Annotated in this window: 21 protein-coding genes; 11 read left to right on the forward strand and 10 right to left on the reverse strand. The window is 35.5% G+C overall.

The window, feature by feature from the left end; translation table 11 throughout:
* Positions 1 to 2: 2 nt before the first annotated feature.
* Both lptB and recJ read right to left on the reverse strand, forming a co-directional pair.
* Complete coding sequence (gene lptB / locus EDF66_RS05640; protein ID WP_021190449.1) at positions 3 to 743, reverse strand: LPS export ABC transporter ATP-binding protein; 741 nt, start codon at positions 741 to 743, stop codon at positions 3 to 5.
* A 49-nt stretch (positions 744 to 792) separates the two neighbouring features.
* Complete coding sequence (gene recJ, locus EDF66_RS05645) at positions 793 to 2,493, reverse strand: single-stranded-DNA-specific exonuclease RecJ (RefSeq protein ID WP_021190450.1); 1,701 nt, start codon at positions 2,491 to 2,493, stop codon at positions 793 to 795.
* A 113-nt stretch (positions 2,494 to 2,606) separates the two neighbouring features.
* Between recJ and EDF66_RS05650 the strand changes: the two genes are divergently transcribed.
* From EDF66_RS05650 to EDF66_RS05660, 3 genes are all read left to right on the forward strand, one after another.
* Positions 2,607 to 3,386 (forward strand): MBL fold metallo-hydrolase, encoded by a 780-nt coding sequence (locus tag EDF66_RS05650; protein ID WP_132841172.1) that lies wholly within the window; start codon positions 2,607 to 2,609, stop codon positions 3,384 to 3,386.
* A gap of 215 nt (positions 3,387 to 3,601) precedes the next feature.
* Complete coding sequence (locus EDF66_RS05655; RefSeq protein WP_021190452.1) at positions 3,602 to 4,081, forward strand: cation:proton antiporter regulatory subunit; 480 nt, start codon at positions 3,602 to 3,604, stop codon at positions 4,079 to 4,081.
* A 24-nt stretch (positions 4,082 to 4,105) separates the two neighbouring features.
* Positions 4,106 to 5,347: a cation:proton antiporter gene (locus EDF66_RS05660; RefSeq protein ID WP_021190453.1), complete on the forward strand. Its 1,242-nt coding sequence runs from the start codon at positions 4,106 to 4,108 to the stop codon at positions 5,345 to 5,347.
* Between the two features lie 36 nt (positions 5,348 to 5,383).
* Here EDF66_RS05660 and EDF66_RS05665 read toward each other — a convergent pair whose 3' ends face one another.
* Together EDF66_RS05665 and EDF66_RS05670 are read right to left on the reverse strand one after the other, a co-directional pair.
* Positions 5,384 to 5,713 (reverse strand): metal-sulfur cluster assembly factor, encoded by a 330-nt coding sequence (locus EDF66_RS05665; protein WP_021190454.1) that lies wholly within the window; start codon positions 5,711 to 5,713, stop codon positions 5,384 to 5,386.
* A 1-nt stretch (position 5,714) separates the two neighbouring features.
* The gene (locus EDF66_RS05670) at positions 5,715 to 6,884 is read right to left on the reverse strand and encodes a glycosyltransferase family 4 protein (RefSeq protein ID WP_165902375.1); all 1,170 of its coding nucleotides are present in this window, start codon (positions 6,882 to 6,884) and stop codon (positions 5,715 to 5,717) included.
* Positions 6,885 to 7,157: 273 nt separating this feature from the next.
* On the opposite strand from EDF66_RS05670, the gene EDF66_RS05675 reads away from it, so the two are divergent.
* Entirely contained in the window at positions 7,158 to 8,126 is a 969-nt protein-coding gene (locus tag EDF66_RS05675) for a polyprenyl synthetase family protein (protein ID WP_132841175.1), read from the forward strand.
* Between the two features lie 91 nt (positions 8,127 to 8,217).
* Positions 8,218 to 8,994, forward strand: a complete 777-nt coding sequence (locus tag EDF66_RS05680; protein WP_021190460.1) for an amidohydrolase — start codon at positions 8,218 to 8,220, stop codon at positions 8,992 to 8,994.
* 5 nt (positions 8,995 to 8,999) lie between these two features.
* On the opposite strand, the gene EDF66_RS05685 is transcribed toward EDF66_RS05680, so the two are convergent.
* A complete protein-coding gene (locus tag EDF66_RS05685; RefSeq protein WP_132841177.1) occupies positions 9,000 to 9,317 on the reverse strand; it encodes a hypothetical protein in 318 nt (105 codons plus the stop codon).
* A 241-nt stretch (positions 9,318 to 9,558) separates the two neighbouring features.
* Here EDF66_RS05685 and EDF66_RS05690 point away from each other — a divergent pair, with 241 nt between their 5' ends.
* The gene (locus EDF66_RS05690) at positions 9,559 to 10,005 is read left to right on the forward strand and encodes a MarR family winged helix-turn-helix transcriptional regulator (protein ID WP_021190462.1); all 447 of its coding nucleotides are present in this window, start codon (positions 9,559 to 9,561) and stop codon (positions 10,003 to 10,005) included.
* 41 nt (positions 10,006 to 10,046) lie between these two features.
* Here the strand turns inward: EDF66_RS05690 and EDF66_RS05695 are convergent, their stop codons facing one another.
* The 4 genes from EDF66_RS05695 to EDF66_RS05710 form a co-directional block, all read right to left on the reverse strand.
* Positions 10,047 to 11,597, reverse strand: coding sequence for an FMN-binding glutamate synthase family protein (locus EDF66_RS05695; protein ID WP_021190463.1), 1,551 nt, complete (start codon positions 11,595 to 11,597; stop codon positions 10,047 to 10,049).
* A 217-nt stretch (positions 11,598 to 11,814) separates the two neighbouring features.
* Positions 11,815 to 12,579: a Rossmann-like and DUF2520 domain-containing protein gene (locus EDF66_RS05700; RefSeq protein ID WP_132841179.1), complete on the reverse strand. Its 765-nt coding sequence runs from the start codon at positions 12,577 to 12,579 to the stop codon at positions 11,815 to 11,817.
* The gene (locus EDF66_RS05705; RefSeq protein ID WP_132841180.1) at positions 12,579 to 15,044 is read right to left on the reverse strand and encodes a heme lyase CcmF/NrfE family subunit; all 2,466 of its coding nucleotides are present in this window, start codon (positions 15,042 to 15,044) and stop codon (positions 12,579 to 12,581) included. The genes EDF66_RS05700 and EDF66_RS05705 overlap by 1 nt, the downstream gene beginning before the upstream one ends.
* 20 nt (positions 15,045 to 15,064) lie before the next feature.
* On the reverse strand, positions 15,065 to 15,475 hold the full coding sequence (locus EDF66_RS05710; protein ID WP_132769103.1) for a cytochrome c maturation protein CcmE: 411 nt from the start codon (positions 15,473 to 15,475) through the stop codon (positions 15,065 to 15,067).
* A 357-nt stretch (positions 15,476 to 15,832) separates the two neighbouring features.
* Here EDF66_RS05710 and EDF66_RS05715 point away from each other — a divergent pair, with 357 nt between their 5' ends.
* Positions 15,833 to 16,780, forward strand: a complete 948-nt coding sequence (locus EDF66_RS05715) for a lipid A deacylase LpxR family protein (RefSeq protein WP_132841182.1) — start codon at positions 15,833 to 15,835, stop codon at positions 16,778 to 16,780.
* Here the strand turns inward: EDF66_RS05715 and EDF66_RS05720 are convergent.
* Positions 16,769 to 18,019, reverse strand: coding sequence for a dicarboxylate/amino acid:cation symporter (locus tag EDF66_RS05720; RefSeq protein WP_132841184.1), 1,251 nt, complete (start codon positions 18,017 to 18,019; stop codon positions 16,769 to 16,771). The two genes, EDF66_RS05715 and EDF66_RS05720, sit on opposite strands and share 12 nt — an antisense overlap.
* A 393-nt stretch (positions 18,020 to 18,412) precedes the next feature.
* On the opposite strand from EDF66_RS05720, the gene EDF66_RS05725 reads away from it, so the two are divergent.
* The 4 genes from EDF66_RS05725 (at position 18,413) to EDF66_RS05740 (ending at position 25,222) form a co-directional block, all read left to right on the forward strand.
* A complete protein-coding gene (locus tag EDF66_RS05725; protein WP_132841186.1) occupies positions 18,413 to 18,994 on the forward strand; it encodes an RNA polymerase sigma factor in 582 nt (193 codons plus the stop codon).
* Between the two features lie 100 nt (positions 18,995 to 19,094).
* Positions 19,095 to 20,282: a FecR family protein gene (locus tag EDF66_RS05730; RefSeq protein WP_132841187.1), complete on the forward strand. Its 1,188-nt coding sequence runs from the start codon at positions 19,095 to 19,097 to the stop codon at positions 20,280 to 20,282.
* Between the two features lie 158 nt (positions 20,283 to 20,440).
* Entirely contained in the window at positions 20,441 to 23,761 is a 3,321-nt protein-coding gene (locus tag EDF66_RS05735; protein WP_207898477.1) for a TonB-dependent receptor, read from the forward strand.
* Positions 23,762 to 23,770: 9 nt separating this feature from the next.
* A complete protein-coding gene (locus EDF66_RS05740; protein ID WP_132841191.1) occupies positions 23,771 to 25,222 on the forward strand; it encodes a RagB/SusD family nutrient uptake outer membrane protein in 1,452 nt (483 codons plus the stop codon).
* Position 25,223 lies beyond the last annotated feature (1 nt).

The following is a 25,223-nucleotide window of genomic DNA, read 5'->3' on the forward strand; positions in this document are numbered from 1 at the left end:
CGTTAAATAATTATCTTTTTGCGACGGAGTTCAAAATGTTGGCCTAAATAGAATGTACGAGCCATTTCATTACTGGCAATTTCTTCTGGAGTTCCAGCAAGCATAATTTTACCTTCTGTCAATAAGTAAGCCCTATCTGTAATGGATAACGTTTCTTGTACGTTATGATCGGTAATTAAAATTCCGATATTACGTGTTTTTAGCTTTGCGACAATTGTTTGGATTTCCTCTACCGCGATTGGATCGACACCCGCAAAAGGTTCATCTAACAAGATAAAAGATGGGTTTGCCGCTAATGCCCGTGCGATCTCTGTACGACGTCTTTCTCCTCCGGAAAGAAGATCACCTCTATTTTTACGAACACGGTGCAAGCTAAATTCGGTTAAAAGTTCTTCCAGTTTTTCTAAGCGTTCCTTTTTATTTGGATAATGGATCTCCAGTACAGATAATATGTTGTGCTCAACCGATAGTTTTCTAAAGATGGAAGCTTCTTGGGCAAGATAACCGATTCCTTTTTGAGCGCGCTGGTACATGGCATCCTGTGTGATTTCTTGATCGTCCAAATAAACATGACCCTCATTAGGTTTTATTAATCCAACAATCATATAAAAAGAAGTCGTCTTTCCCGCTCCGTTAGGTCCTAGAAGACCAACAATTTCTCCTTGCTCTACCTGGAAAGAAACATCGTTTACAACAGTGCGTTGCTTATATTTTTTGATTAGATGTTCTGCTCTTAGTATCATTTGATTCGTGTTTTAACTCAAAAAAACAATCTGATAATTACAAATATATTTAATATCGGATTCCTTTTATATTTAATTGCAAATTCTTTTTGCCTCGCCATACATTTTCTTCTATGCTATAACAGATGTCAAATGGCTTACCACTATTAATAGCCTGTATATGTTCAGATAATCCAAAACCAATGCAATCAAAAGAAGGAGAGTTTTCTTGTTTGATGGTCATTTTTAAGTGATTCGATCCTACTAAATAGGCCGGTCCAATTAAACTAACTTTTTGACTAAGGAAAATAGGGCTTTCGTTTTGAGGCCCGAATGGTTCAAATTGACTTAGAATGCGGTGAAATTTGGCATCAATATCTTGCAGGTTCAGTTTAGTATCAATTAAGATCTCTTGTATTAACATCTGAGGAGTAATGAGTTTAGAAACAACCTCTTCGAAACGATCCTGAAATAATTTGATATTTCCGATCTGCATCGTCAAGCCTGCTGCATATTTATGCCCTCCAAATTGATCTAATAGATCGCTACATTCACTTAAGGCTTCATATAAATCAAACCCAATTACAGATCTACAGGAACCTGCGATATGACCATTGGTTTCGGTCAGAATAATCGTTGGTCTATAATATTTTTCAGTCAACCTTGATGCCACAATGCCGATAACACCTTTATGCCAATCTGATTTATAGAGCACAGTTGATTTTCGTGTTTTTAGCGAGTCATTTTGATCTATAATCGCTAGAGCTTCTTCGGTTATTCTAAGGTCAAAATCTTTACGAACATTATTTTGATCATCAATATTGATACTAAAATCTTTTGCTTCTTGCAGTGATTTTGATATTAATAATTTTACCGCATCTTTAGCATGATCAATACGACCAGAAGCATTGATCCGCGGACCTATTTGAAAAACAATATCATTTACTGTGAATGTCTTTGTTTTATTGGTGGATAAATCAACAAGTGCTTGAAGACCGCAGCAAGGATTGGTATTTAATTTAATGAGTCCGAAATGCGTCAGAATTCTATTTTCTCCAGTTATAGGTACAATATCCGATGCAATACTTACCGCAACAAGATCTAAAAATTGATAGCAAATATCCAAAGACATATCATTTTTCATGATAAAGGCTTGGATAAGTTTAAATCCTATACCGCAGCCCGATAATTCTTTGTATGGATAAGCACAGTCTTTTCTTTTTGGATCAAGTACAGCAAATGCTTTTGGAAGTTCATCTCCAGGTAAATGGTGATCACCAATAATGAAGTCGATATTCTTAGAATTGGCATAGTCAACTTTATCGTTTGCTTTTATACCACAGTCAAGTGCAATGATCAATGAGAAACCGTTTTCTGCAGCATAATCTATACCTTGTGTAGAGATACCATATCCTTCAGCATAACGATCAGGAATGTAGAATTCAATGCGCGAGTGAAACTCTCGAAAAAAACTATACACAACAGCTACAGCAGTAGTGCCATCTACATCATAATCTCCATAAATTAAGATCTTTTCATTCTGGCCGATTGCGGTCGTAATTCGCGCAATTGCTTTTTCCATATCTTGCATTAAGAATGGATTGTGCAGTTGGTCTAGAGAAGGTCTAAAAAACTGTTTTGAAGTATCAAAAGTCTCAATATTTCTACTGACTAACAATTCTGCTAATACTGGATTAATACCAAGTTCATTGCCTAATTGATTAACTTTTTTGACCTCACTTTTAGATTTTAGTACCCACCTTTTTTGCATATCTTTGCATCGTAATTATGTGTAAATATACGTTTTGTCTATTGACTAACCTAATTATACACTAGGGTAATCATAGCGTTGTGTCTAACACGCAAGTTTCCAATAAATTAAAGATGTTACAAGCATATTCCTTATTCGAAGGCTCATTTTCGGTCGATGTTTCTAAAAAATTTATTCCCTTTGACCCTGCTGTTGATAGTAAAAATGATCGTCCAGTTTCTATGTTTATTCAAGTGCATCCGTTTCTAATCGAGACCACAAATGGATTGGTTTTATGTGATACTGGACTTGGATTAACAAACAGTGAAGGGAAACTACTTCTCTATGAAAATATTGAAAAATTAGGTTATTCTCCCAAAGATGTGAAGTATGTATTGATGTCACACTTGCATAAAGATCATGCTGGTGGTATGGTGAGTTTCACTGATCAGGTCGGAAGGATTGCATTTCCCGAAGCAGAATATATAGTGCAGCGAGGTGAATGGGAAGATGCTTATTCCGGAATCAATAGCTCTTACCGTACTGAAATTTTTGATGTTGTGCAAAGGAGCGGTAATCTGAATCTTGTTGAAGGAGATGGTAAAGTTAATGAAGAAGTTGAATATTGTTTAAGTGGCGGGCATACCCAACATCATCAGACCTTCCACATTAATAATGGAAAAGATCATTATTTTTTTGGAGGAGACGTCCTGCCGGAACCAGAGATGATCTTTAAAAATCATAGCGCAAAATATGATTATGATGGACATTTGTCAAAAAAGTTACGTCAGGAGTACTGGGAAAACGGAGCTCCAAACGATTGGATTTATCTTTTTTATCATGCCACAAGTATAGCAATAGGAAAGCCTACCATGCAGTTTGATGGAAGTTTTACAGTGATTGAAGCAAAATAAAAATCAAGAAAAGATAAAAAATACCGCATCTTTTCTTAACTTAAGGAAGACCTGTGTACAAGGACTTCATTGTATCTGTATTTGAATTAATCCGATGGTCACGTCATATAAATTCTATTATGACTGGATTTTTGGTTAAGTTTGTATAAAGCTGTATAGTATGCCTTTTTACTTCAGCTATTGAAAAATTAAGTTTTATAATAAAGCAAAAAAATATGTCTATTGTAAGAGAGTCGGATCTTATTGGTATTGGAAAAAAGTATCAAATTGAAACTGAAGCTGGAGACAATATGGTCGTGGTTATTCATGACGATGGTCGAAGAGAATTATATCGTTATGATGAGGAAGAGAGTGAGTCTCGCTGTGTCATGACCTTAAGCGATGAGGAATCAAGACAGGTTGCCGGTATTATCGGAGGATTGTCCTATAAGCCTAAAGCTTTAGAAACAATTGAAGTCGCTTTAGATGATTTAAGAATTGAATGGTATAAAGTTGAAGGCAAATTTGAAGGAGCCAATAAAACGATTGGCGAATTGGAGGTTCGTCAACGTACAGGAGCATCTATTATAGCTGGAATACTAGGTGATAATACGGTTATTAATCCAGGACCTGATTATATGATTAGTCCAGGGACTACCTTAGTTATTGCCGGAAAAAAGAATAATATTAAATTATTGAAAGAGATATTATTGTAAACATTGTAAACTAAATAAATATATATGCCATCACACACACTTATTTTAGAAATTGGAATCGCAGTAGGCCTTGTCGCATTTGTTGGTTTAATCGCCAATAAGTTAAAGTTTTCAGTTATTCCATTTTTTATATTGATAGGTATGGTGTTGGGCCAGCATGCTCCCCAAATTGGTCATATAGACCTGACATTTACGGAAAGTAAACCGTTTATTGATTTTATGGGGCGCTTAGGCGTACTTTTTCTTTTGTTTTATCTCGGACTGGAATTCTCGGTTGGCCGATTAATTAAGTCCGGAAAATCAATCGTGACAGGTGGAACAGTGTATGTTTTACTCAATTTTGTGTCTGGGTTACTCATTGGATGGATGATGGATCTGCCATTTAAAGAGATGATGGTACTTTGTGGTATTATGACAAGTTCTTCCACAGCCATTGTTGCAAAGGTATTGACAGATTTGAAACGAACTGCAAATCCTGAAACAGAAGTGATTATGGGAATGATTATGTTTGATGATTTATTTATTGCCATGCATATTTCTTTCCTTTCGGGATTGATTCTAACGGGAAGTAGTTCCTTTTGGACTGTTGCCGGAACTTCATTGCTAGCATTGGGATTTATTTTAACATTTCTAATTCTGGGAAGAAAGCTAGTTCCTGCAATTGATAAGCTATTGCAGGTTAAATCTTCTGAGCTATTTGTCCTTGTTATCTTTGCACTACTATTTATAACAGCTGGATTTTCTGAAACTATTCACGTTGCGGAAGCCATTGGAGCATTAATGGCAGGATTAGTTTTGGCAGATTCGCAATATATTAAGAAGATTGAAGCGATGGTATTGCCTTATAAAGATTTTTTTGGAGCAATGTTCTTTTTTAGCTTTGGTTTATCAATAGATATACTATCCTTGGGTGGTGCGGTATTATGGGCCTCAATTGCTGCTCTGGTTACTATCCTCGGTAATTTGGCTTCAGGATACTTTGCGGCAAGGTTCTCAGGAATGAAGAATAAAACAGCTTTTGATATCGGATTTACATTATCTGCTCGAGGTGAGTTTTCCATTATCATGGCCAATATCGGTAAGGCAGGAGGGTTATTGCCTGTTATCCAGTCGTTTGTCGTTGTGTATGTGCTGATTCTGTCAATTGTATCACCACTGTTAACAAAAGAATCCCGTAATCTATGGACAAAATTATTCGGTAAGGATGAAATTAAACCAAAAACAGTTAAAAGACTAAGTGATCTGGAGTCTGGTCAAACATTATAAAAAAAGGGAATCTATTATAGATTCCCTTTTTTACCACTACAAGAAGCCTAATTCTAATTTTGCTTCTTCGCTCATCATATCCCTTGTCCACGGTGGATCGAATGTTAGCTCAACAAGAGCCTCTGTAACACCAGGTACAGCAGCAACCTTACTTTGTACCTCATCCATGATCTGACCAGCAACTGGACATCCTGGCGCAGTTAATGTCATCACTATCTTAGCGGTTCCATTTTCTTTGGTTATGATTTCATATACCAATCCTAAATCGACAATATTTGCCGGTTTTAATTCTGGATCATAAACAGTTTCTAATGCTTCCTGGATAGCTGGCGCAATATTTAACTTATCTAAAATTATAATACTCATTTTAAGATCGTTTTATGTTATCTTCAATTGCTTCATTATATATTTCAAGCAATTTCTTTTTATTCTCTTCTGGAGTAAAATTACTAAAATAGAACTCTTTTGTTGTTTGTCTAATGTTATATTTTTCTTTAATACTGTAATTTTTCCATTGCTGTACAGTTTTTAACATATTATCCACACTTTGTGGGTTAAATAGTAATCCTGTCTTATCTGGGATAATTAATTCACTTAAAGCCCCGATATCACTGCCGATCACTGGGGTTCCGACCGAGAAAGCCTCTAAGATCGTCATTGGCATCCCCTCAAACCATACTGAGGGCACGAGCAATGCTTCGGCTTTTTCAACTAATGGCAGTATTTCATCACGGGTTCTAAAACCCATATATTTTATATTGGCATGACGATTTGCAGTATCGACTACTGTTTGTTTTAAAGGTCCGTCACCTATAATGATGATCTTGCTATCTGTTTTTGAAAATACTTTCAATAGATTTACGATACCTTTTTCTTCTGTAAGTCTTCCGATATATATAAAATAGTCTTCCTGAGCATCGATTGTATCTTTAATAGGAAAGGTAAAGTTTGGTTTGATCGTAAATTTTTGTGCAGGAACATGTAAGGTTGAATCTATAAATAGTTTTTTCGCAAAACTTGATAAAGCTATATATCGATCTACCATATTCCATGTTCCAATTCGTCTATGAAACCAATAGTTCAATGCAAGCACAAAAGTCTTGACAGTAGATCCGTCTAGTACTTTCTTTTTAATGGCTGTCCATGGAAAATTTTCTTTTAAACTGGAAAGGAATAGCTGCTGATTATGATATAATATAGCAGAAGGGCAAAGAATACGAAAGTTGTGCAAGGTCATGATGAGTGGAACGCCCAATTTGTGAATTGTTCTTACAATGATAGGACCACTTGCATAATGTGTATTATGAATATGGACAACCTGAGGTTTAAAATTATTAATGCACTTTCGTACGCGATAAGCCGCTGCAATATTCCAAAAAGAAAAAAGTGTTTGCAAAGCACCTTTCCATCCTTTTTTATTTTGAAAGGTAAGCGTCTCCACATCATGATCTATAGCGAGTAATTCACTTTCTTGTTTGAAAACGGTGTCTTCACCTCCTGGCCCTTGATAAAAAGTATGGATGATTAGAATGCGCATATATGCTTGCTTTTTTACAAACTTAGATAAATTTGTTTTATGTGCAATTTTAATTCCAGTGCAGTAACAACAAATATAATCGATCCTAGGTAAGGTATCTATCTGCTCACGATTCATTAACTTTAAATATTTTATCTTTTTCTCACTAAGAAAGTAGGTGTAGGAGATATATACTATTTGAAATGAATTAAACTGTTTTCAACGGTACTTAGTAAAAGTTTGTTTTTATAATTGTTATCTTCGCGTATCATTAGGAGAAGATGACTAGATACTATGCAGCATTTACAAAAACTAATCTCTGACTCGATTCAAAACAGTCAATTTCCGAATCAACCGACTAATCTTTACGATCCAATTCGCTATTTTTTAAGTTTAGGTGGTAAACGTATTAGACCGGCCTTGACATTAGTTGCCGCTGAAATGTTTGATATTGGGGAAATCACAGATGCTTTACCCGCTGCAAAATCGATCGAATATTTTCATAACTTTTCTTTAGTTCATGATGACGTTATGGATAAAGCACCTCTACGAAGAGGGAAAGCAACCGTTCATGAGAAATGGGATTTAAATGTCGCTATCCTTTCAGGAGATGGATTATTAGTAAAAGCTTATGATGAATTGGCTAATAGCAATCCGCTTTATATAGCAGATCTCCTTAAAACTTTTAATAGAGTTGCTATGCAAGTCTGTGAAGGCCAACAACTGGATATGGATTATGAACATACTGATAAAATTAGTATGGATCAATATATTGAGATGATTAGGCTTAAAACTTCAGTACTGTTAGGAGGTGCACTACAGATGGGGGCAATATTGGCCGAAGCAAATCTTAGTGATCAAAAATTAATTTATGAATTTGGAGAATATATAGGAATAGCTTTCCAGCTTCAAGATGATGTCCTAGATGCTTATGGTAATCCTGAAACTTTTGGTAAACAGATTGGAGGAGATATTCTAATTAATAAAAAGACCTATCTGTTGGTCAAATTAATGGAAATTATAAAGGAAGAGGATCTTCCAAGGCTTCAGAATTTATTAAACGCAACAATCCAAGATAATCCAGACAAATTGCTTGATATGTTATCACTATACCAAAGCTATAACATTAAAGAATATGCAGACAAATTAAAAGATGCATATACACAACGTGCATTTGAAAGATTATCGGCGATTAATATACCAAATCACAAGAAAGAGACGTTAATAACATTATCGACTCAACTCCTCATCAGGGAACAATAGTAATAGCTATTAATTGTCTATTTAATCTTTATTTATTTAAAAAATTCTTAATTTGTAGACTTAGGTCATCATAATTTACGAAACAACTACAATGGAACCGTTAAAAGTAACAATCTTTCAAGCATATATCTTTTGGGAAAATGTCGATAAGAACTTGAGTAATCTCGCGCTTAAACTCTCGAATTTAAGAGAAAAAACGGATCTTATTATTTTGCCTGAAATGTTCAACACCGGATTTACAAATAATGTAGAGAAGTGTGCAGAACCAAGTGATGGTAAAACCATGCAGTGGCTGTTCCACATGTCCCAAAGTTTAAATTGTGTGATAGCAGGTTCATTGATTATAACAGAAGACGGGAAATACTTTAATCGTTTTGTCTGGATGTCTCCAGATGGAACTTACGTAAAATATGATAAAAGACATTTGTTTGCAATGGCAAAAGAAGACCTCTATTTTACAGCTGGACGAGAACGTATTATTGTAAACATCAGAGGTTGGAATATATGTCCTATGATTTGTTATGATATACGCTTTCCGGTATGGTCAAGAAATATTGGTGGCGCTTATGATTTATTGATATATACTGCAAACTGGCCAGATAAACGTTCTGCTCATTGGAGAACCTTAATTCCAGCCCGTGCTATAGAAAATCAAGCTTTTGTTATTGGTGTTAATCGTGTAGGTCACGATGGTAATGATATTTATTATTCAGGTGGTTCTATGTGTATTTCTCCCGTAGGAGATGTGGTTTATTATAAACCTGAAGATGAAGATCTGTATACATTTACTATTCATCCCAAAGATCTTCATGAAGCAAGAAAATCTTTTCCTTTTTTACAGGATGCAGATAGCTTCACAATAGATTAATGGCATTATTTGTAGGGTCTATCAAGAATGATAGACATTATGACTGCCTTTCTTAAATCAAAATCCTCTGTTACTGTAGGTTCTTTTTGTAAAGATTGAGTTAACTTATTTTTTTTATTCAAAGCTAAACGTTGCTCTTCTCTTTCTTTTTTAAATCGCTGAATTTCGTTTGTGTCTTTTATTTTTTCTGAGTAAAAAGGTGGTGGGGTAACCACATTCTTTTCTTTCTGAGAGGGTTGATATGCAGATGGTTCTGTTTTGCTTTTGCTAGGAATAGGGGCATTCGCCTTTCTTCTTTTTAACGCAGCCTCTTGCTCTTTCATATAGTTCTGATATGACTTAAAACCAAAGATTGCTAATGCAATTAATAGGGGTATCAACTTTTCCATAGCATGAAGATAACAAAAAAAAACAATTTAATTTTTGTTATACCATGTAAAGCATTATATTTATAATATAAACCTATTTGGCCAACGAGTTATAGTTAATTTTATCTTTTTTGAAAATAAATATCCGTTGGCTAAAAAGTACGATATAGTATAACCTAAAAAGACTTTGATTATTATGCTTAATGAAGATTTAATTGGAAAGATAGAGTTCTATGATTTTCTAACTGGAAAAGCGACTACAGCCATATCGCGTAGAATGCAGCGTAATTTAAAAGATGTGGGAATCAATATTACGGCTGAGCAATGGAGTATTTTGTACAATTTATGGCAAGAAGAGGGACTTACACAACAAGAGTTGGCCATTAGAACATTTAGAGATAAACCAAGTATTACGCGTTTAATTAATAATTTGGAGAAATTAAATTTAGTTATCCGAGTAAATGATAAAGATGATCGTAGATCAAATTTGATTTATTTAACTAAGTCTGCCCGTAAGTTAAAAGAGATGGGTATGCAACAAGCTAATAAGACTATTGCTGAAGCATTGGATGGGGTATCTCCAGATACAATTGATATGGCGCAAGTAACGCTTCAACAAGTTATCTGCAATTTGAGAAAATAATAAAGAAGGGCTTTTTTTTTATGAAAAGCCCTTCTTTATTATTAAAATATTTTTGCCTCAAAATCAGTATGACTTTCGATTAGACGACCTTCTCTTCCAAAATAGATGTCTTGAAAACTTAATGTGTTAACAGCATCAACTTTTCTGAAAAATTTATCGGCACTGACATCGGATAAAGTTTTAAATCCACAAGCTTCCATAATCTCTACAGTGGCACGTAAAGTGTTACGATGGAATTGTGCGACACGTACATATTTATCGTTAACATCTAATCCTTTATACAAGTGGGGCTGTTGTGTTGCAACTCCTACAGGACAAGTATCTTCGTTACATTTCAAAGCTTGAATGCAACCTAATGCAAACATCATTCCTCTGGCACTATAGCATGCATCTGCTCCGAGAGCAATTACTTTTAACAAATCAAAACCAGTGACGATTCTACTCGAAACTAAGAGCTTGATATGTCTTTTAAGACCAAAAGCAATTAGAGTTTTTGTAACAAAAGCTAAAGCATCATATAATGGCATTCCTAGATTATCTGTAAATTCGAGTGGCGCTGCACCTGTTCCACCCTCGGAACCATCAATAGCAATAAAATCCGGGAATATCTGTGTTGTTTGCATTGCACGACAGATTTCAATAAACTCTTGTTTATCACCGATACACATTTTGAATCCCACAGGTTTGAAGTCACTTAATTCTTTCAATCTATGAATGAATTCCATCATTTCAATTGGATTTGAGAATGCACTGTGTGCAGGAGGTGACATGACATCTGTACCTGGGATGACGTGGCGAATTGCAGCAACTTCGGGTGTGTTTTTGGCTGCAGGTAGTATACCTCCATGGCCAGGTTTAGCACCTTGTGATATTTTCAGTTCAATCATCTTGATATTAGGACGTGAAGTTTTTTCTCTAAAAAGTTCACCATCAAATTTACCGTCATGCGTACGACAACCAAAATAACCCGTACCTACCTGCCAGATCAAATCGCCACCACTGTTATGATAGTCACTGATACCACCTTCTCCAGTGTTGTGTGCAAAATTTTGTAATTGAGCACCTTTATTTAATGCTGTAATAGCTGTTTTACTCAATGCGCCATAACTCATTGCAGAAATGTTAAAAACACTTAAACTATAAGGATGTTTACAAGCTGCATTCCCTACAGTAGTACGTAAGTCATGATTATCAATGTGACAAGGAAAGACAGAGTGAGCTGCCCATTCATTACCGACTGTTTGTGGATCTGTCTGCATACCGAAAGCAACAGTTTCCCGTTGGTTTTTAGCGCGTTGATAAACGATAGAACGTTGTCTTCTATTAAAAGGACGTCCATCAGTATCAGACTCCCAAAAGTATTGACGTAATTCTGGACGAATGGATTCAAAGAAATAACGGAAATATCCAACTAAAGGATAGTTTCTTAAAATTGCATGTTTATGTTGGAAACTGTGATATATCGCCACAAATAAAAGAGGCATCGGTATGACTAACAACCAAAACCACTGTGGTGTAAAAATAAGCCCAAAAGAGATTATAATCAAATTGATTACAGTCATGGTGCCAAGAATTAATTTTCTAACGGTCATAATTTAAATAGTATTTAGACTCTTACTTTAATAAAAATTTGATCAAATATCAATCAAATGTAATCGATTGAACTGTTACAATTTTAATGTTTACTATGCTTTCAAATATTGAACCAATGTTCATTTTATACAAAGCAAAAGTACTAAGTTACTTGTTGTAAAAGAAAATTAATGGCCGTTATGAAGAAGTTTTAAAATCTTGGTAAAGAAATGATATTTAGCTTTTTCTTTTTACAATCTCTTGTGACAATAGTTGATAGATTTGTTTCCAATCATCATGTTCGCTGATAAAATTTAAATGCTTTTTTATCGTGATTTCGTCATTTCTAACAGCTGGTCCGGTCTGAACTTGACTAGGTAGCTTAGATTGTACCTTTTGTGCAGTTTCAAGAATAATTGGCCTGATTATATCAAACGGTAAATCGTGCTGCTGTAAGAGATCATAACTGATTTGAAAGAGCGCGTTTGTGAAATTATTCGCAAATACTGAGGCTATATGAATAGCTAATCTTTGACTTGAGCTACAAGCGATAGATTTTGGTGCTATAGTAGCCATAAGCTTCATCAGAATATTAAATGTTATGGAGTTATTTCCTTCGATACAAAATGGAATCAGACTGAAGTCGGATTGATCATTTTTAGAAATGGACTGCGGAGGATATATTACACCATAATGCTGAAATTTACTTAATACTTGTATATCTGTAGCTCCAGAACAGTGCACCACAACACCGGAGATAGCTGTAGGTATGGTTTCAATAAGTGATGGAATAGCATGATCAGCAATTGCGATCATATAGAGATCAGCTTCTTTATTTATTTCTGATACCTTAGAAATAGCCTCTGCATTTACAGCAAAGGCCAATGCTTGAGCATTGACCTTCTGTTGACTGAATATTTGCAAGATTTTGTGACCTTTGTTATGGAAGTTATTTGCAAAGTGTGTTGCAACATTTCCACTTCCCAAGATGACAATATTCATTAGCTTTGTTTTTTATCTAATCTTTTTGCCTCACTATTTCTTCTAAAAATAGACATGAAAAATCCGATTGTCATGACAATAGTACCACACCAGAAGAAATTAATATATGGAAATTTAATCGCTTTAAATACAATCCATTTTTTCTCTGGAAGTGGTTTTTGGTAAACCATAACTTCTAATTTATCTTTTTTAGGCAAGATATTTGAAAAACGGAAACGTAGTCCTTCTTCATTTACATCTTTATTAAAATCATATGAGGTACCATCTTTGATTAAGAACACCGGTTCAACGTTGTATTCTTTTTTATCAGAAGCGATAACTTTGATTTTTAATCCTACAATGACATCTTTCTCTCCCTTAGGGATGTTTTCTAAATGAGCATTTCTGTTAATACCTTCAATGACAAAGAAACCATTTCTATAACGAAGAGTGTCACCAACATTGACCTCATAAGTTGCCGGTTCTTCATAATCCTCAAAGCCTGTTTTCTGATCGGCAGGGATATTTGCATTTTTCGCCTGTAAGTCCGAAGCCGCCGCAGTTATTAGGGTGTAAATATCATGTGTGAAGTAGTGCTTTGTCGCAGGAGTACCGATCAAGCCTCCCATTTTCTCATTATTCTGAGCAAACGGCATAAGTACAAACGAATTTTTTACTTTTCCACTTTCCTCATCGATTGCTTCATATTTTATCTTATAAAACACATTGGGTTGTGCTACACTATCACCAATATAAGTGATGCGGTATTCACCCATCTGCACCGGTTCACCCTCTGTTAAGAACAGGTTGTCACCAGGTTTTTCAACCTTGTCAAATCCAGATACAGCAATATAACCCGTATTATTGATTGAAATCACTTCATTGGTAGATGCCGCTATCATGGCTCCGATTAATAATAATCCAAACCCAATATGCGCAATTGCTGACCCCGCTAATTTCCATTTTCCTTTTACGGCATCTGCTAATACGCGAATATTCGCGAGAATACAGAATAAAGAAGAGAAGGTAATTAAGATGAAAATTAAATTTGTGTATGTTTTCGTGATGTAAGAAACTGCAGCAGTTAATACAATAGCTACGATTAAAGAAGCGATGGTGGACGCGAAAAATTTTCTAGGATCTGTTTTTTTATACTTCAAGAACTGCGTGATTGAAGTTAAAATCATAATAATGACCGCAAATCCCGACTGCCATTTGTTATAATGTTGGATCGGATCTAAAGGTGGAGCAACCTTGGTTCCAAAAATAGCATTGAAGACTGGAATTGAAGTTGAAGAGATCATTTGAACGCAGGCAACAGTTAGAACCAAAGCGCCTATGAACAACCAAAATTCTCTTGAATAGATATCCTCTTCTTTTTGAGTCGTCGGCATTTGTTTTTTACGGACAGCCAACGCCACAACCATAATTATAAAGAAGGTCGCATTAAAGGCAATAAGTTGAACATTTAATCCCAAATCAGTAAATGAGTGCACAGATGTTTCTCCAAGAATCCCACTTCTTGTTAAATAGGAAGCATAGATAACAAGAATGAAACTGATTAATGCCAAGAATGTAGCTGTAAAGTAAGAATGCCCAGAGTTTTTATAAGCGATCATTACGTGAACCGCAGCAATTAAAGTAAACCAAGGAATAATAGATGCATTTTCTACAGGATCCCAAGCCCAAAAGCCACCAAAGTTAAGTGCCTCATATGCCCAAAATGATCCCATAATTATACCTACACCCAATATCATGACAGCAAAAAGTGCCCATGGTAATCCTGGTGTTATCCACTCTTTATAACGTTTGGTCCATAAAGCAGCCGCCGCATAAGCAAAGGGAACAACCATAGAAGCAAAACCTAAAAATAGCGTTGGGGGGTGAATAACCATCCAATAGTTTTGTAATAATGGGTTTAATCCACGACCATCAGGAATTAATGATAAATAATCACCTTGTTTTAGAATTGGCCAATCCATTGCCTCTCTTAATAAAATAAATGGAGAACTGCCGAGGTGAAACCCGAAGATTTGAACTCCAATAATCATAGAGGCTAGAAAAACTTGACATAGCATAATGAATGTCATAACTGGGCCTTCCCAATCTTTAGCTTTAAAAAGTAAAACTGATCCTAATACACTTTGCCAGAACATCCAGAGTAAAAAACTACCCTCTTGACCTTCCCAAAAACTGGAGATGATGTAATGTGTAGGCAATGATTTAGAACTATGCGCGTAAGCATAATGATATTCAAATAAATGAGTATGAATAATGAAAAAAAGCGTTGCAGCAATCGCAATGATTGAAGCGGCATTCGTCCAAAAAGCAATCCGGGCAATTTTTAACCAAGATTTCTCTTCTTTATTTGTAGTAGCAAAATAATAACTAATGAAAGATAGTAATGCTGCTCCGAATGAGAGAACAATAAAAAACTGACCTATTTTTCCAGGCAATAGATTCTCGCCTACGTAGTTTACGTCCATTTATTTGGTGATTATGAATTTTAGTTATTAAATGCTGTAGCGTTAGTTTCTGTAACCTCGAATTTATCTTGGTTATATTTCGAAGGACATTTCATCAATATTTTTGACGCATGAAATACATTGCCATCCATTTTACCTGTTAATACGATTTGTTCAGATCGTTCGATATCCTGAGGTTTAGAACCATTGAATACAATTTGACATTCTGTACTATCATTGTCATACATGTAAAATGAAAAGTGATTTGCATTAGTTTTTGGATCATAATGCAATGCTTTTTCCTTATTAAGTACGCCTACAACATAGAGTTCTGTTTTTTTCTCTTTCGCTTCAGTAAAAGTTGAATAGGTGCTTGAATCTGTGTAAATTACAAGAATCATCGCAATTGCAACAGCAATAAGGGCGATTAGAATAATGGAACTTTTTTTCATTAGAATAATTTGTTTAATAAATGAGCGTCAGCTTTCTATTTGTATTATTGAGCTCGCTAACACTCGGTTTTAAAGGCCATGAAGCTATCATGAGCAGTTATTCATTTTATTAATGAGCTGATTTAAGCTCATGATGGTTTCATTTTTAAAAAAAATTAACACTTTATCGAATACAAAATTACGAATAGATTGGCGAAGTAACTAAATTTGCAACCGGGATCGTTTATTTATAACCTTTCTAAATAAATTTATAATGCGTTGAAAATAGGTTTAAATCATTCTATGCAACATACATTTAATCTTATTAAATATCTTTAATTTAGTTTATATCTTAATTTTTACAATCATTTGGATCGAATGAAAATAATCGTATTGCGTATTGTGTGTTTGCTCGTAGGGATATTGCCTTTACAACTTGCTTTATCGCAAAGCAAAATTTTAAAAAGTGAAATTGCTCTCCAAAATGATAATGACGTTTATTTATTAACATCTCAGGACCGTTATTATACAAATGGAATCAATATAAACTATAGATTAGGTTTAAAATCAGATATTTCGAAAGTTAAAAATCGTGTGTTGGATATTGAGCTTGGACAAAAGATGTACAACGGGGTTAATTTGTATAATAATAGATCATCACAATGGGATAGACCGTTTGCAGCCTATCTATACCTATCGGGTGAATTGAATCAGTATTATAGACAGGAACAGGTATTAAGTTTAAAAGTTGAATTCGGGCAGGTTGGACCACTTGCAAAAGGAAAGGAGGTGCAAAAAATTATCCATCAGGTATTCAATATTTATGAAGTATCTGGTTGGGAAGGACAGATCCCAAATGCATTTGGTGTTGATCTAGGATTAAAGTATCAAAGGCTGTTCTATAGATCATCTGGCAGAAGTTTCGAAATTTCGGGTGTAGGTTCAGGAACATTAGGAATGAACCATGTAAATGCAAATATTGGTTTGCCTATCAGATGGGGGCGCTTACGGTCATTTTATCATTCTGCATTTACTAAGGGACATGTTCAAAGTACGGAGACCGATCGAGAATTATTTTTCTATTATATACCATCCTTATATTATCACGGCTATAATTCCACTATTCAAGGCGGGATTGGACATGATAAAACATTCAGAGATCAATATACGATTGAGAAATTCATGCCTAGCCATAAAGTTGGATTTATGCTGGCAAGTGGTCGATCAACCCTAGGATTATCCTATGTCTTTCAATCACGAGAAGCGAAAGAAATGCTTTATGGTACGCATCAATATGGATCCTTGTTTTATGGATTACGATTTTAAAACCTCCGCTGTAACAACCTGATATTTATTTCCGGTAAATTTTGTCACGAGCATACTTGCTACAGTGTCTCCGGTAGAATTTAATATGGTCGCTAATGGATCAACGAGCGTTCCGATAATCATTACGGCTGGAACGGCTTCGATTGGAAGGTCCAGCACAGAGATCATTAACATTTCTCCAATATATCCGCCATTAGGAATTCCTCCTGCTACCACACTAACTAGAACAGTAATTCCGAGGGACATAACGAGCGTCATCGGATCAAAAAAATCTTTTCCTATTAACAAAAATGCAACGTATATTTTAAAAATAGAAGATATACTGGATCCTTGTTTATGTAGCGTTGTTCCCAAAGGAATGACCACATTAGCGATAGTATCTGGAACTCCAATTTTTTTTGCAGCCAGTAAGTTAGCAGGCATTGTTGCCAAACTACTGCAAGAACCTAATGCAGTCAGCGTGGGAACAATATTATTTTTCCAATAAGAGGTAATTCCATATTTGCCATTCGCAATAAATGCAAAGACAGTGAAACCCACAAAAAAATAACAGGTTCCAAATAAATAATAAAGCCCTAAAGGTTTGGCATAGAAACCAAAAAGCTGTGGTCCTAAACTACTGACTTGATAAGCAAAATAAGCACCTAAACCGATCGGTGAAATTTTCATGATTAAGATCAATAAATTTTTCATCACTTCATTTCCAGCATTTAAGAAAGATAGGAATGGCTGTGCAACAGCAGTTGATTTTCGCGTAGCTATACCCACTAAAAATGAGAAAATCACAAGAGCAAGCATATTCTCTCGTGATAGTAGTTTACCAAACTCTGAAACGGTTAAAAAGCGAACCATCTTATCACTCCAGGTGTCATCAGGATTATTGTCTAGAAGTTCTGAACCATTTGGTACTATGGGAGCGTCAAGAGGAAAGAAATAAAGGACGGCAATCGTAGCACAGGCAGAGATGAGTACACCCATTAAAAAGACGCCGGTCATTGCCCCGATGATCTTGCCGAGTTGGTTTGTTCCTTCAATATTAGCTACAGATGATGAGATAGCAAAAAAAACTAGAGGAATGACAGCAACAAATAACAAGTTCAGGAAAATATCACCTATAGGCTTGATATATGGAACTATAGTAGGTAAATATATTCCTAAGATACTCCCTGCAAGGATACCTACAATAAGTAGGATGATGCTTCCATAATTTTGGAGAAATATGTTGGTTGTGTATGTCATTGTGGATACTAATTTAGTTTTTTTTATTTATATATCATTTAATATATAGTGAACGGATATCATTTAATATATAGTGAACGGAACTTAAAATTCAAAATTTTCAGTTTATACTAGTTTGATTTTGAATATGATTTGTCTAATTGTTGGTAGACCTCGAACAGCTTGCAATTTTATTATTGATTTAATGGTTAAAAGGTTTGTACATTTTATTGGTAGTATAATGCCTCTGCACGGTTAACGGTATGATGCCGGTATTTTAAATAATTATTAACAACTTGTTATTCTAAAAAGTCTTTTCTATTTTAGTCCAAAATAGTGACTCTAACCTATGTATCACTTTAAATAGATGCCTTTTCGTTTTTTTGAGAAAATAGTATTATTTCACACTGCCTTATGACAGATTCACAATTGATAGACAGTTTGAAAGGAGACGATCAAACGGGATTTGTTACCATCTATCATCGATTTTATAAGCAATTATTCTTTTTTATACTGAAGTATATTAAAGAAGCAGATATTGCGGAAGAGATCGTAGCTGATGTATTTGTTAAGGTGTGGGATCGTCGGATGGATTTCCCCACTATGGAAAACCTTCGGGCATTTGTTTATATTTCAGCTAAAAATGCAAGTCTTAACACGATTCGGGCAAAACGTTCCAAAGGTATTCATGAATCTTTATCAGACTATGAAGATCTTTTAGTTGATGACAAGGATGCCTTTTCGAATTTGATACATGCCGAACTTGTTCATGCTATTTTTACAGAAGTAGAAAAATTACCTGAAAAACAAAAAGAAGTTTTTAATTTAACCTTCCTAGAAGATAAGACCGTTGAGGAAATTGCAGAAGAACTGGCAATGAGTCCTTCCGCCGTATACACTAACCGTTCTCGGGCAATTAACACAATTAGACACCTGTTAAAGACAAAAAATACATTAGCACTTTTTGCTTTTTTATCTTTTGTTGGCCAAAAGTAAATATATATTTTATTTAACTCATTCTTAGATATTTAGGTGTTTTTCTCAAATATGCTGTAAGATTGTGAAGTTACTCGTGTTTCTATTATCAAAATGAATAATGGCAAACACGAAGCATCATATAGACAACACCTTAATCCTATTGCAAGAATATTTGAAAGGGAATATTCATCCAACTACAGATAGAGAGCTTCGGATGCTTTTTCAGCAATATCCAGATTTACGAATCATGGTGGAAAAGTTGGAAAATGCTGATCATTTGCGTCAAGAACTAGAATATTATAGTGTGCACGTCAAAGATATCGAAAAAAGAGAATCTCGAGTACTCTCTAATATCATGACAAAAATTGAGAAACCATCTTTAAAGAAAACGACAAGTTATAAAAAGTTACCACTATGGTATACAGTTGCTGCTTGTATCATTGGATTAGCAATATTTGGTATTTGGACCATCAAAAGTAAAGATCACAATAACAATATTGATGTTACAAAATTAGCAGAAAACCTGCACCCTGGTGGAAACAAAGCAACACTTCATTTTTCTGACGGGAGCAGTTTAGGATTAGATCAAAGCCATAATGGAATAGTTATAGGCAGTAGTATCACCTATAATGATGGTTCCGTAGCCTTAGGTAGCTCGACGGATAAAAGACAGATGATGACCTTATCAACTCCGCGGGGAGGGCAATATGAGATTCAGTTGTCGGATGGTACAAAAGTATGGCTAAATGCATCTACAAGTCTAAAATACCCCGATAAATTTACAGAACAGCAACGTTTAGTGGAATTAGATGGTGAAGCCTTCTTTGAAGTAGCGAAATCGCAAGGTAGACCATTTATTGTTATTACTGCAAAGGAAAAAATAGAAGTGTTAGGAACTCATTTCAATGTCTATTCTTATCCAAATGAGAAAGAATCCAAAGTTTCTTTAAAAGAAGGTAAAGTTAAAGTTTCTGTTCCCACTGGGGAAGAGAAAGTACTTGCACCAGGCGAACAGGCAGTGGTCAATGGAGAAAACCTTCGTGTGCAACAAGTCTCTATAGATGAAAGTATCTCTTGGACAAATGATGAGTTTATGTTTAATAATGAACCTCTAGGTACAGTGCTGACACAGGTCGCAAGATGGTATGATATAGATATCGATATAGACCCTAGTCTTTCAAAAATTACGCTATGGGGATCCGTTTCCCGACTTGATACTTTTGATAAAGTGTTAAAAATTATAAAAATGACTGACGATAAAATTAAAATTCAAATCGAAGGGAGGAGGGTAAAGCTTATGAAATAATGATTACACTCAGAATCTAATATTTCGTAATCTTAAGTAGCTGAGGAAGGTGGTACTTCCCCAGCAATTGGTTCGAAAATTAAAAAATACTTGCTAACTATTTATTAAACTAACAAAACCAACCAAATGTAATGAAAAAGTATAAATACCTCATTATTATGAAAATGATTATTATGCTTCTTTTGTTTACCGTGGGACAGCTTCATGCAGGAAGTTTTGCCCAAACGGTACGTATTAAGAAGAAGAATAGTGCTATTGTTGACGTATTCCGTGAAATAAAAAAGCAGACTGGATATACAGTTCTTTGTAAATCGGAAATTATCAACAATACGCCTTCTGTAAGTGTAGATTTTGATAATGTAACGTTAGACCGTGCCCTTTCCGAGTTGCTAACTCCACGTGGACTGACTTATATTAAAGATGGAAAGTCTATCGTCGTTAAATCGGGTAAACCTGATTTTGATAACCAACAAACTATTAAGAATTCCAAAATCACAATCTTAAGCGAACAAAAATCGGTACATGGACAAGTAACAGACCAAAGTGGACAGGTGCTTTCTGGTGTCAGTGTTTCGATTAAAGGAACAAAAAATACTGTAGGAACCGACCAAAATGGCAATTTTTCGATTGTGGCATCACGAGGATCTATCTTACAGTTTAACTTTTTAGGTTATGAAAGAAAAGAAGTAGAAGTTGTTTCTGAGACCGTAAATGTGAGCCTGCAGTTTAGTCAAGCAAATTTAGAAGAGGTTGTTGTAACGGGGTATGGTACGTTTAAGAAATCAGATTATACTGGATCTGCTTCAACAATCCGTACTGAGCGCATGTCCGACGTGCCTGCTGTCGATTTTTCGACAATGCTTCAGGGAAATGCGCCTGGGGTGCAAGTTAATTCACTTTCCGGTCAGCCAGGTGGTGCTACTGATATCCGTATTAGAGGAATGGGATCTATTAATGCTTCTAGCAAACCTTTATTTGTCATCGACGGTGTTCCGGTAATGTCTAATGATATTTCATCAAGTAGTTCAAATAATGCTGGATTGGATGTCATGTCTACTTTGAGTAATGCCGATATTGAGCAGATTACAGTAATTAAAGATGCCGCAGCAGCTTCACTTTATGGATCACGTGCTGCTGGTGGAGTAATTTTGATTACCACAAAGTCTGGAAAAGCTGGAAAGCCAGTATTCTCATTTAAGGGTGCTTATGGTCTTTCAAATCAAGCAACAGATTTCCGTGAGGTCATGGATGGTCCCCAACGACGCGAGATGCTTTTGGAAGGACTTCGAAACCGTGCTCGTTACATCGATAAGGTGGTCGATGATAACTTAATAGAAGAATATGCACAAGCGAACATCGATAAGTATGCACCTAAACCTTGGAGTGGTTGGACAGATTGGAAGAAAGAATTGTTTCGCCAAAATTCTCCTTTTAGAAATGCAGATCTTTCTGCTTCAGGAGGTGATGGTAAGCTCTCTTACTACACATCGATGGGGTATGTCAATCAAACAGGTTTGTCTTATCAATCTGGTTTTGAGCGTATAACTGGCCGTTTGAATGTTAAATATAAAATGAGCGATAAAATAGAACTTGGAGCTAATATTCTATACTCAAACATTGCTCAAGATGTGAATTCAGAGGGAGGAGCTTATACTTCACCGATCTATTCAACTCGTCATAAGATTACAGCTTCGGAGCCGGTGTACAATGAAGATGGTTCATTTTTCACAGATTTCTTTTCTAATGGACCGCGTAATCCTAAAGCAACTTCCTTGTATAATTACCGAAGAGAACAGGGTGATCGTTCTTTTAATACCGTATTTGCCAATTATAAGTTCTTTGATGGTTTAGTCTTTAATACAACTTTTAGTTTAGACCATACCAATACCAAATATAATTCTTGGTCAGATCCACGTACATCAGACGGTGAGAAAACAAATGGTTCTTTAACTACAAGTTTTACAGATTATAATCAGATCGTATGGCGGAATAGTTTAACTTATAATAAGACTTTTGCTAACAAACATCATTTGGATATATTGGGCGGATATGAGGTTAATAAATTTCGCAAAGATGGAATTGATGGTGCAAAAGATAATTTTCCTTCAGTAGATAAAGTTGTTCTTTCAAATGGTTCTGTAATTACAGATCTTTCTGGTTCCAATTCAGAATGGCGTTTGTTGTCTTACCTTTCCAGAGCAAACTATAATTATGATGATAAATATTTCTTTGGTGGTAGCGTTCGTATGGATGGTAGCTCTCGTATTCATCGTGATAGCCGTTGGGGGAAATTCTGGTCCTTATCAGGAGCATGGAAGTTTTCAAAAGAAAACTTTATGGAATCAGTAAATGACGTTGTAACTGACGGTAAGATTCGGGTGTCATATGGTACTAATGGTACTCTACCCAATACGTATTATACTTATATGGATTTGACCGGTTTTGGTTTTCCTTATCTTAATAATCCTGGTATAAGAGAAACTCAGATTGGAAACCCGGCTTTGCAATGGGAGAAACAAAATAATCTAAATATTGGATTAGATCTTCGTCTTTTTGATCGTTTAGGTGCTACCTTCGAATGGTACAGACGCCAGTCGTCAGATCTATTGAACGATATGCCTACGTCCTATACAACAGGTTTTTCTGCTTATCTAACCAATATTGGAGCACTTCGTAACTCAGGAATAGAAGTTGATTTGAATGCAGATATTTTAAGAGATTCTGAATTTAAATGGACTTCAAATCTAAATTTTGGAATGAATAGAAATAAGACCGTATCATTAGCAGATGGAAGTTCTGAGTTAAGGGACGGTACATTGATTCACCGTGTCGGCCAACCATGGTATAGCTATTATCTGATCGAATTTGCGGGGATAAGTAAGGAAACGGGTGTTCCACAATATTACATCAATGATCCAGCTAATCTAGATTCGAGAGATATCACAGAAGATTATACCAAAGCAAACAGAATTCTTTATAAAAGTGTTGATCCTAAGTTGATCGGTGGTTTTACTAATACCCTTCGTTATAAGATTTTTGATCTAAACTTTACATGGACATATTCTCTGGGTGGTTATTCATACGATAGCGGTGCGAGTAAAACAGAGCTTGCTGGAAAAACGGGTTATGATAATATTCCGCAATATTATGAACGCAGATGGCAAAAGCCAGGTGATGATACCGATATCGAGATGTTTATGGTTGGAAATACTTACGATATGAGCAGTGTAGCCAATACACGTCGTGTTCATTCAACAGATCATATCCGATTGAAAAACTTGACTTTCGGAGTATCTCTTCCGCAACACATTGCACGTCGTCTTAAAGTGAGTAATATCAGAGCATATTGTTCAGGAGTCAATCTTTTGACTTTTGCAGCTTATAATAATTATGATCCTGAGGTACCTGTAAATGGTACAGTATATTTTGAATCCCCAAAACTGAAGACGGTTACTTTTGGTTTGGATATTAAATTCTAAAAAAAGACTATGAAACTTATATTATCAACGGTTCTGATATCTTGTACTTTGTTAGTTGGATGTGGGGACCAATGGCTGGAGAAATCCCAGCCAAGTACTTCTACAGAAAGTTCTGAAGCAATTAAATCTGCCCGAGAAGCTCAATATGCTTTAAATGGCATTTACGATATTTTACGTGGTTCTGAATATTATGGAGCTCGTATGACTTATTATGGCGATGTAACTGGAGAAGATATGTTGTCGAACGGTGACACAAAACGTGCGGCAAAATATTATCTTTTTGATTTTAACAAGGACAATACTCCTTCATCACTGTGGTATCAGCCTTATCGTGTTTTAAGAAATGCGAATGGTGTTTTGGCCTTCGTTAATGGAGCTGAGAAAGAACAATTGACCGATGAACTCAATGACATAAAAGGACAGGCATTAACACTTCGCGCGTTGGCACATTTTGATTTAGTTAAAGTGTTTGGAGATCCTTATACAAAAAACAACGGGGCCTCACTAGGGGTACCGATTGAAATAGAAAAACATAATTCAACTAATAAACCTGCACGTAATTCAGTAAAAGAAGTCTATACACAGATTGTAGATGATTTGGAAAATGCTGTAACCTTATTGAGTACTGCGAAAAAAAATGGCAAATTTAATAAATTTGGTGCACAGCAATTATTAGCAAGAGCTTATCTTTATATGGGCGAAAATTCCAAAGCTTTAACTGCCGCGATGCAATTGATCAAGGAAGCGGAAACAACCCAGAGCTCGACTAAAGGTCAATATCTGTTATGGACAAATAGTGAATACGCTTCTGTTTGGTCAAAGGATTTTACAAATGAAGTTTTGTTTCAGCTATCTATTGTAAAGACTGAAAACGGTCCTGGAAAAGAAGGAATAGGGTACCTATTGTGGAGAAATGGATATAATGACATTATTTTATCGGACGATTACATGAAATTAATCAAAGATGACTCCAATGATGTCCGCCATAAGGTCATTACAAAATATACCAGTAAACAGGTTGACTATTATTATTTGAACAAATATCCAGGAAATACTGCTGATGGTGAAAATCCTGAATTTGCAGATGTTCCTGTTCTTCGTCTTTCGGAGGGATATTTAATTGCAGCTGAAGCAGCAGTTAAAATAAACGACAATGCAAATGCTTTGAAGTATCTTAATGCTATAGTTTCTCGTGCTAATCCTGCAAAATCTGTTTCTGGTGTCGTTACTCTAGAACGAGTTATGGAAGAGCGCCGTCGTGAACTTGTAGGTGAGGGGCATAGACTATTTGATGCATTACGCAACAATATGCGCATAGAACGTAAAGGTAGTGCTCATAATTCGCCATCACTAAGACTGGAAACCAAATCGTTTGATCGCACATTTTTCAAAACGTTAATGGCGATTCCACGAATTGAGATTGATGCGAATAAAAATATCGTTCAGAACGACGGTTATTAAT

Origin of the sequence: Sphingobacterium sp. JUb20 (assembly GCF_004342035.1) — a bacterium.
Classification (GTDB): Bacteria; Bacteroidota; Bacteroidia; order Sphingobacteriales; family Sphingobacteriaceae; genus Sphingobacterium; species Sphingobacterium anhuiense.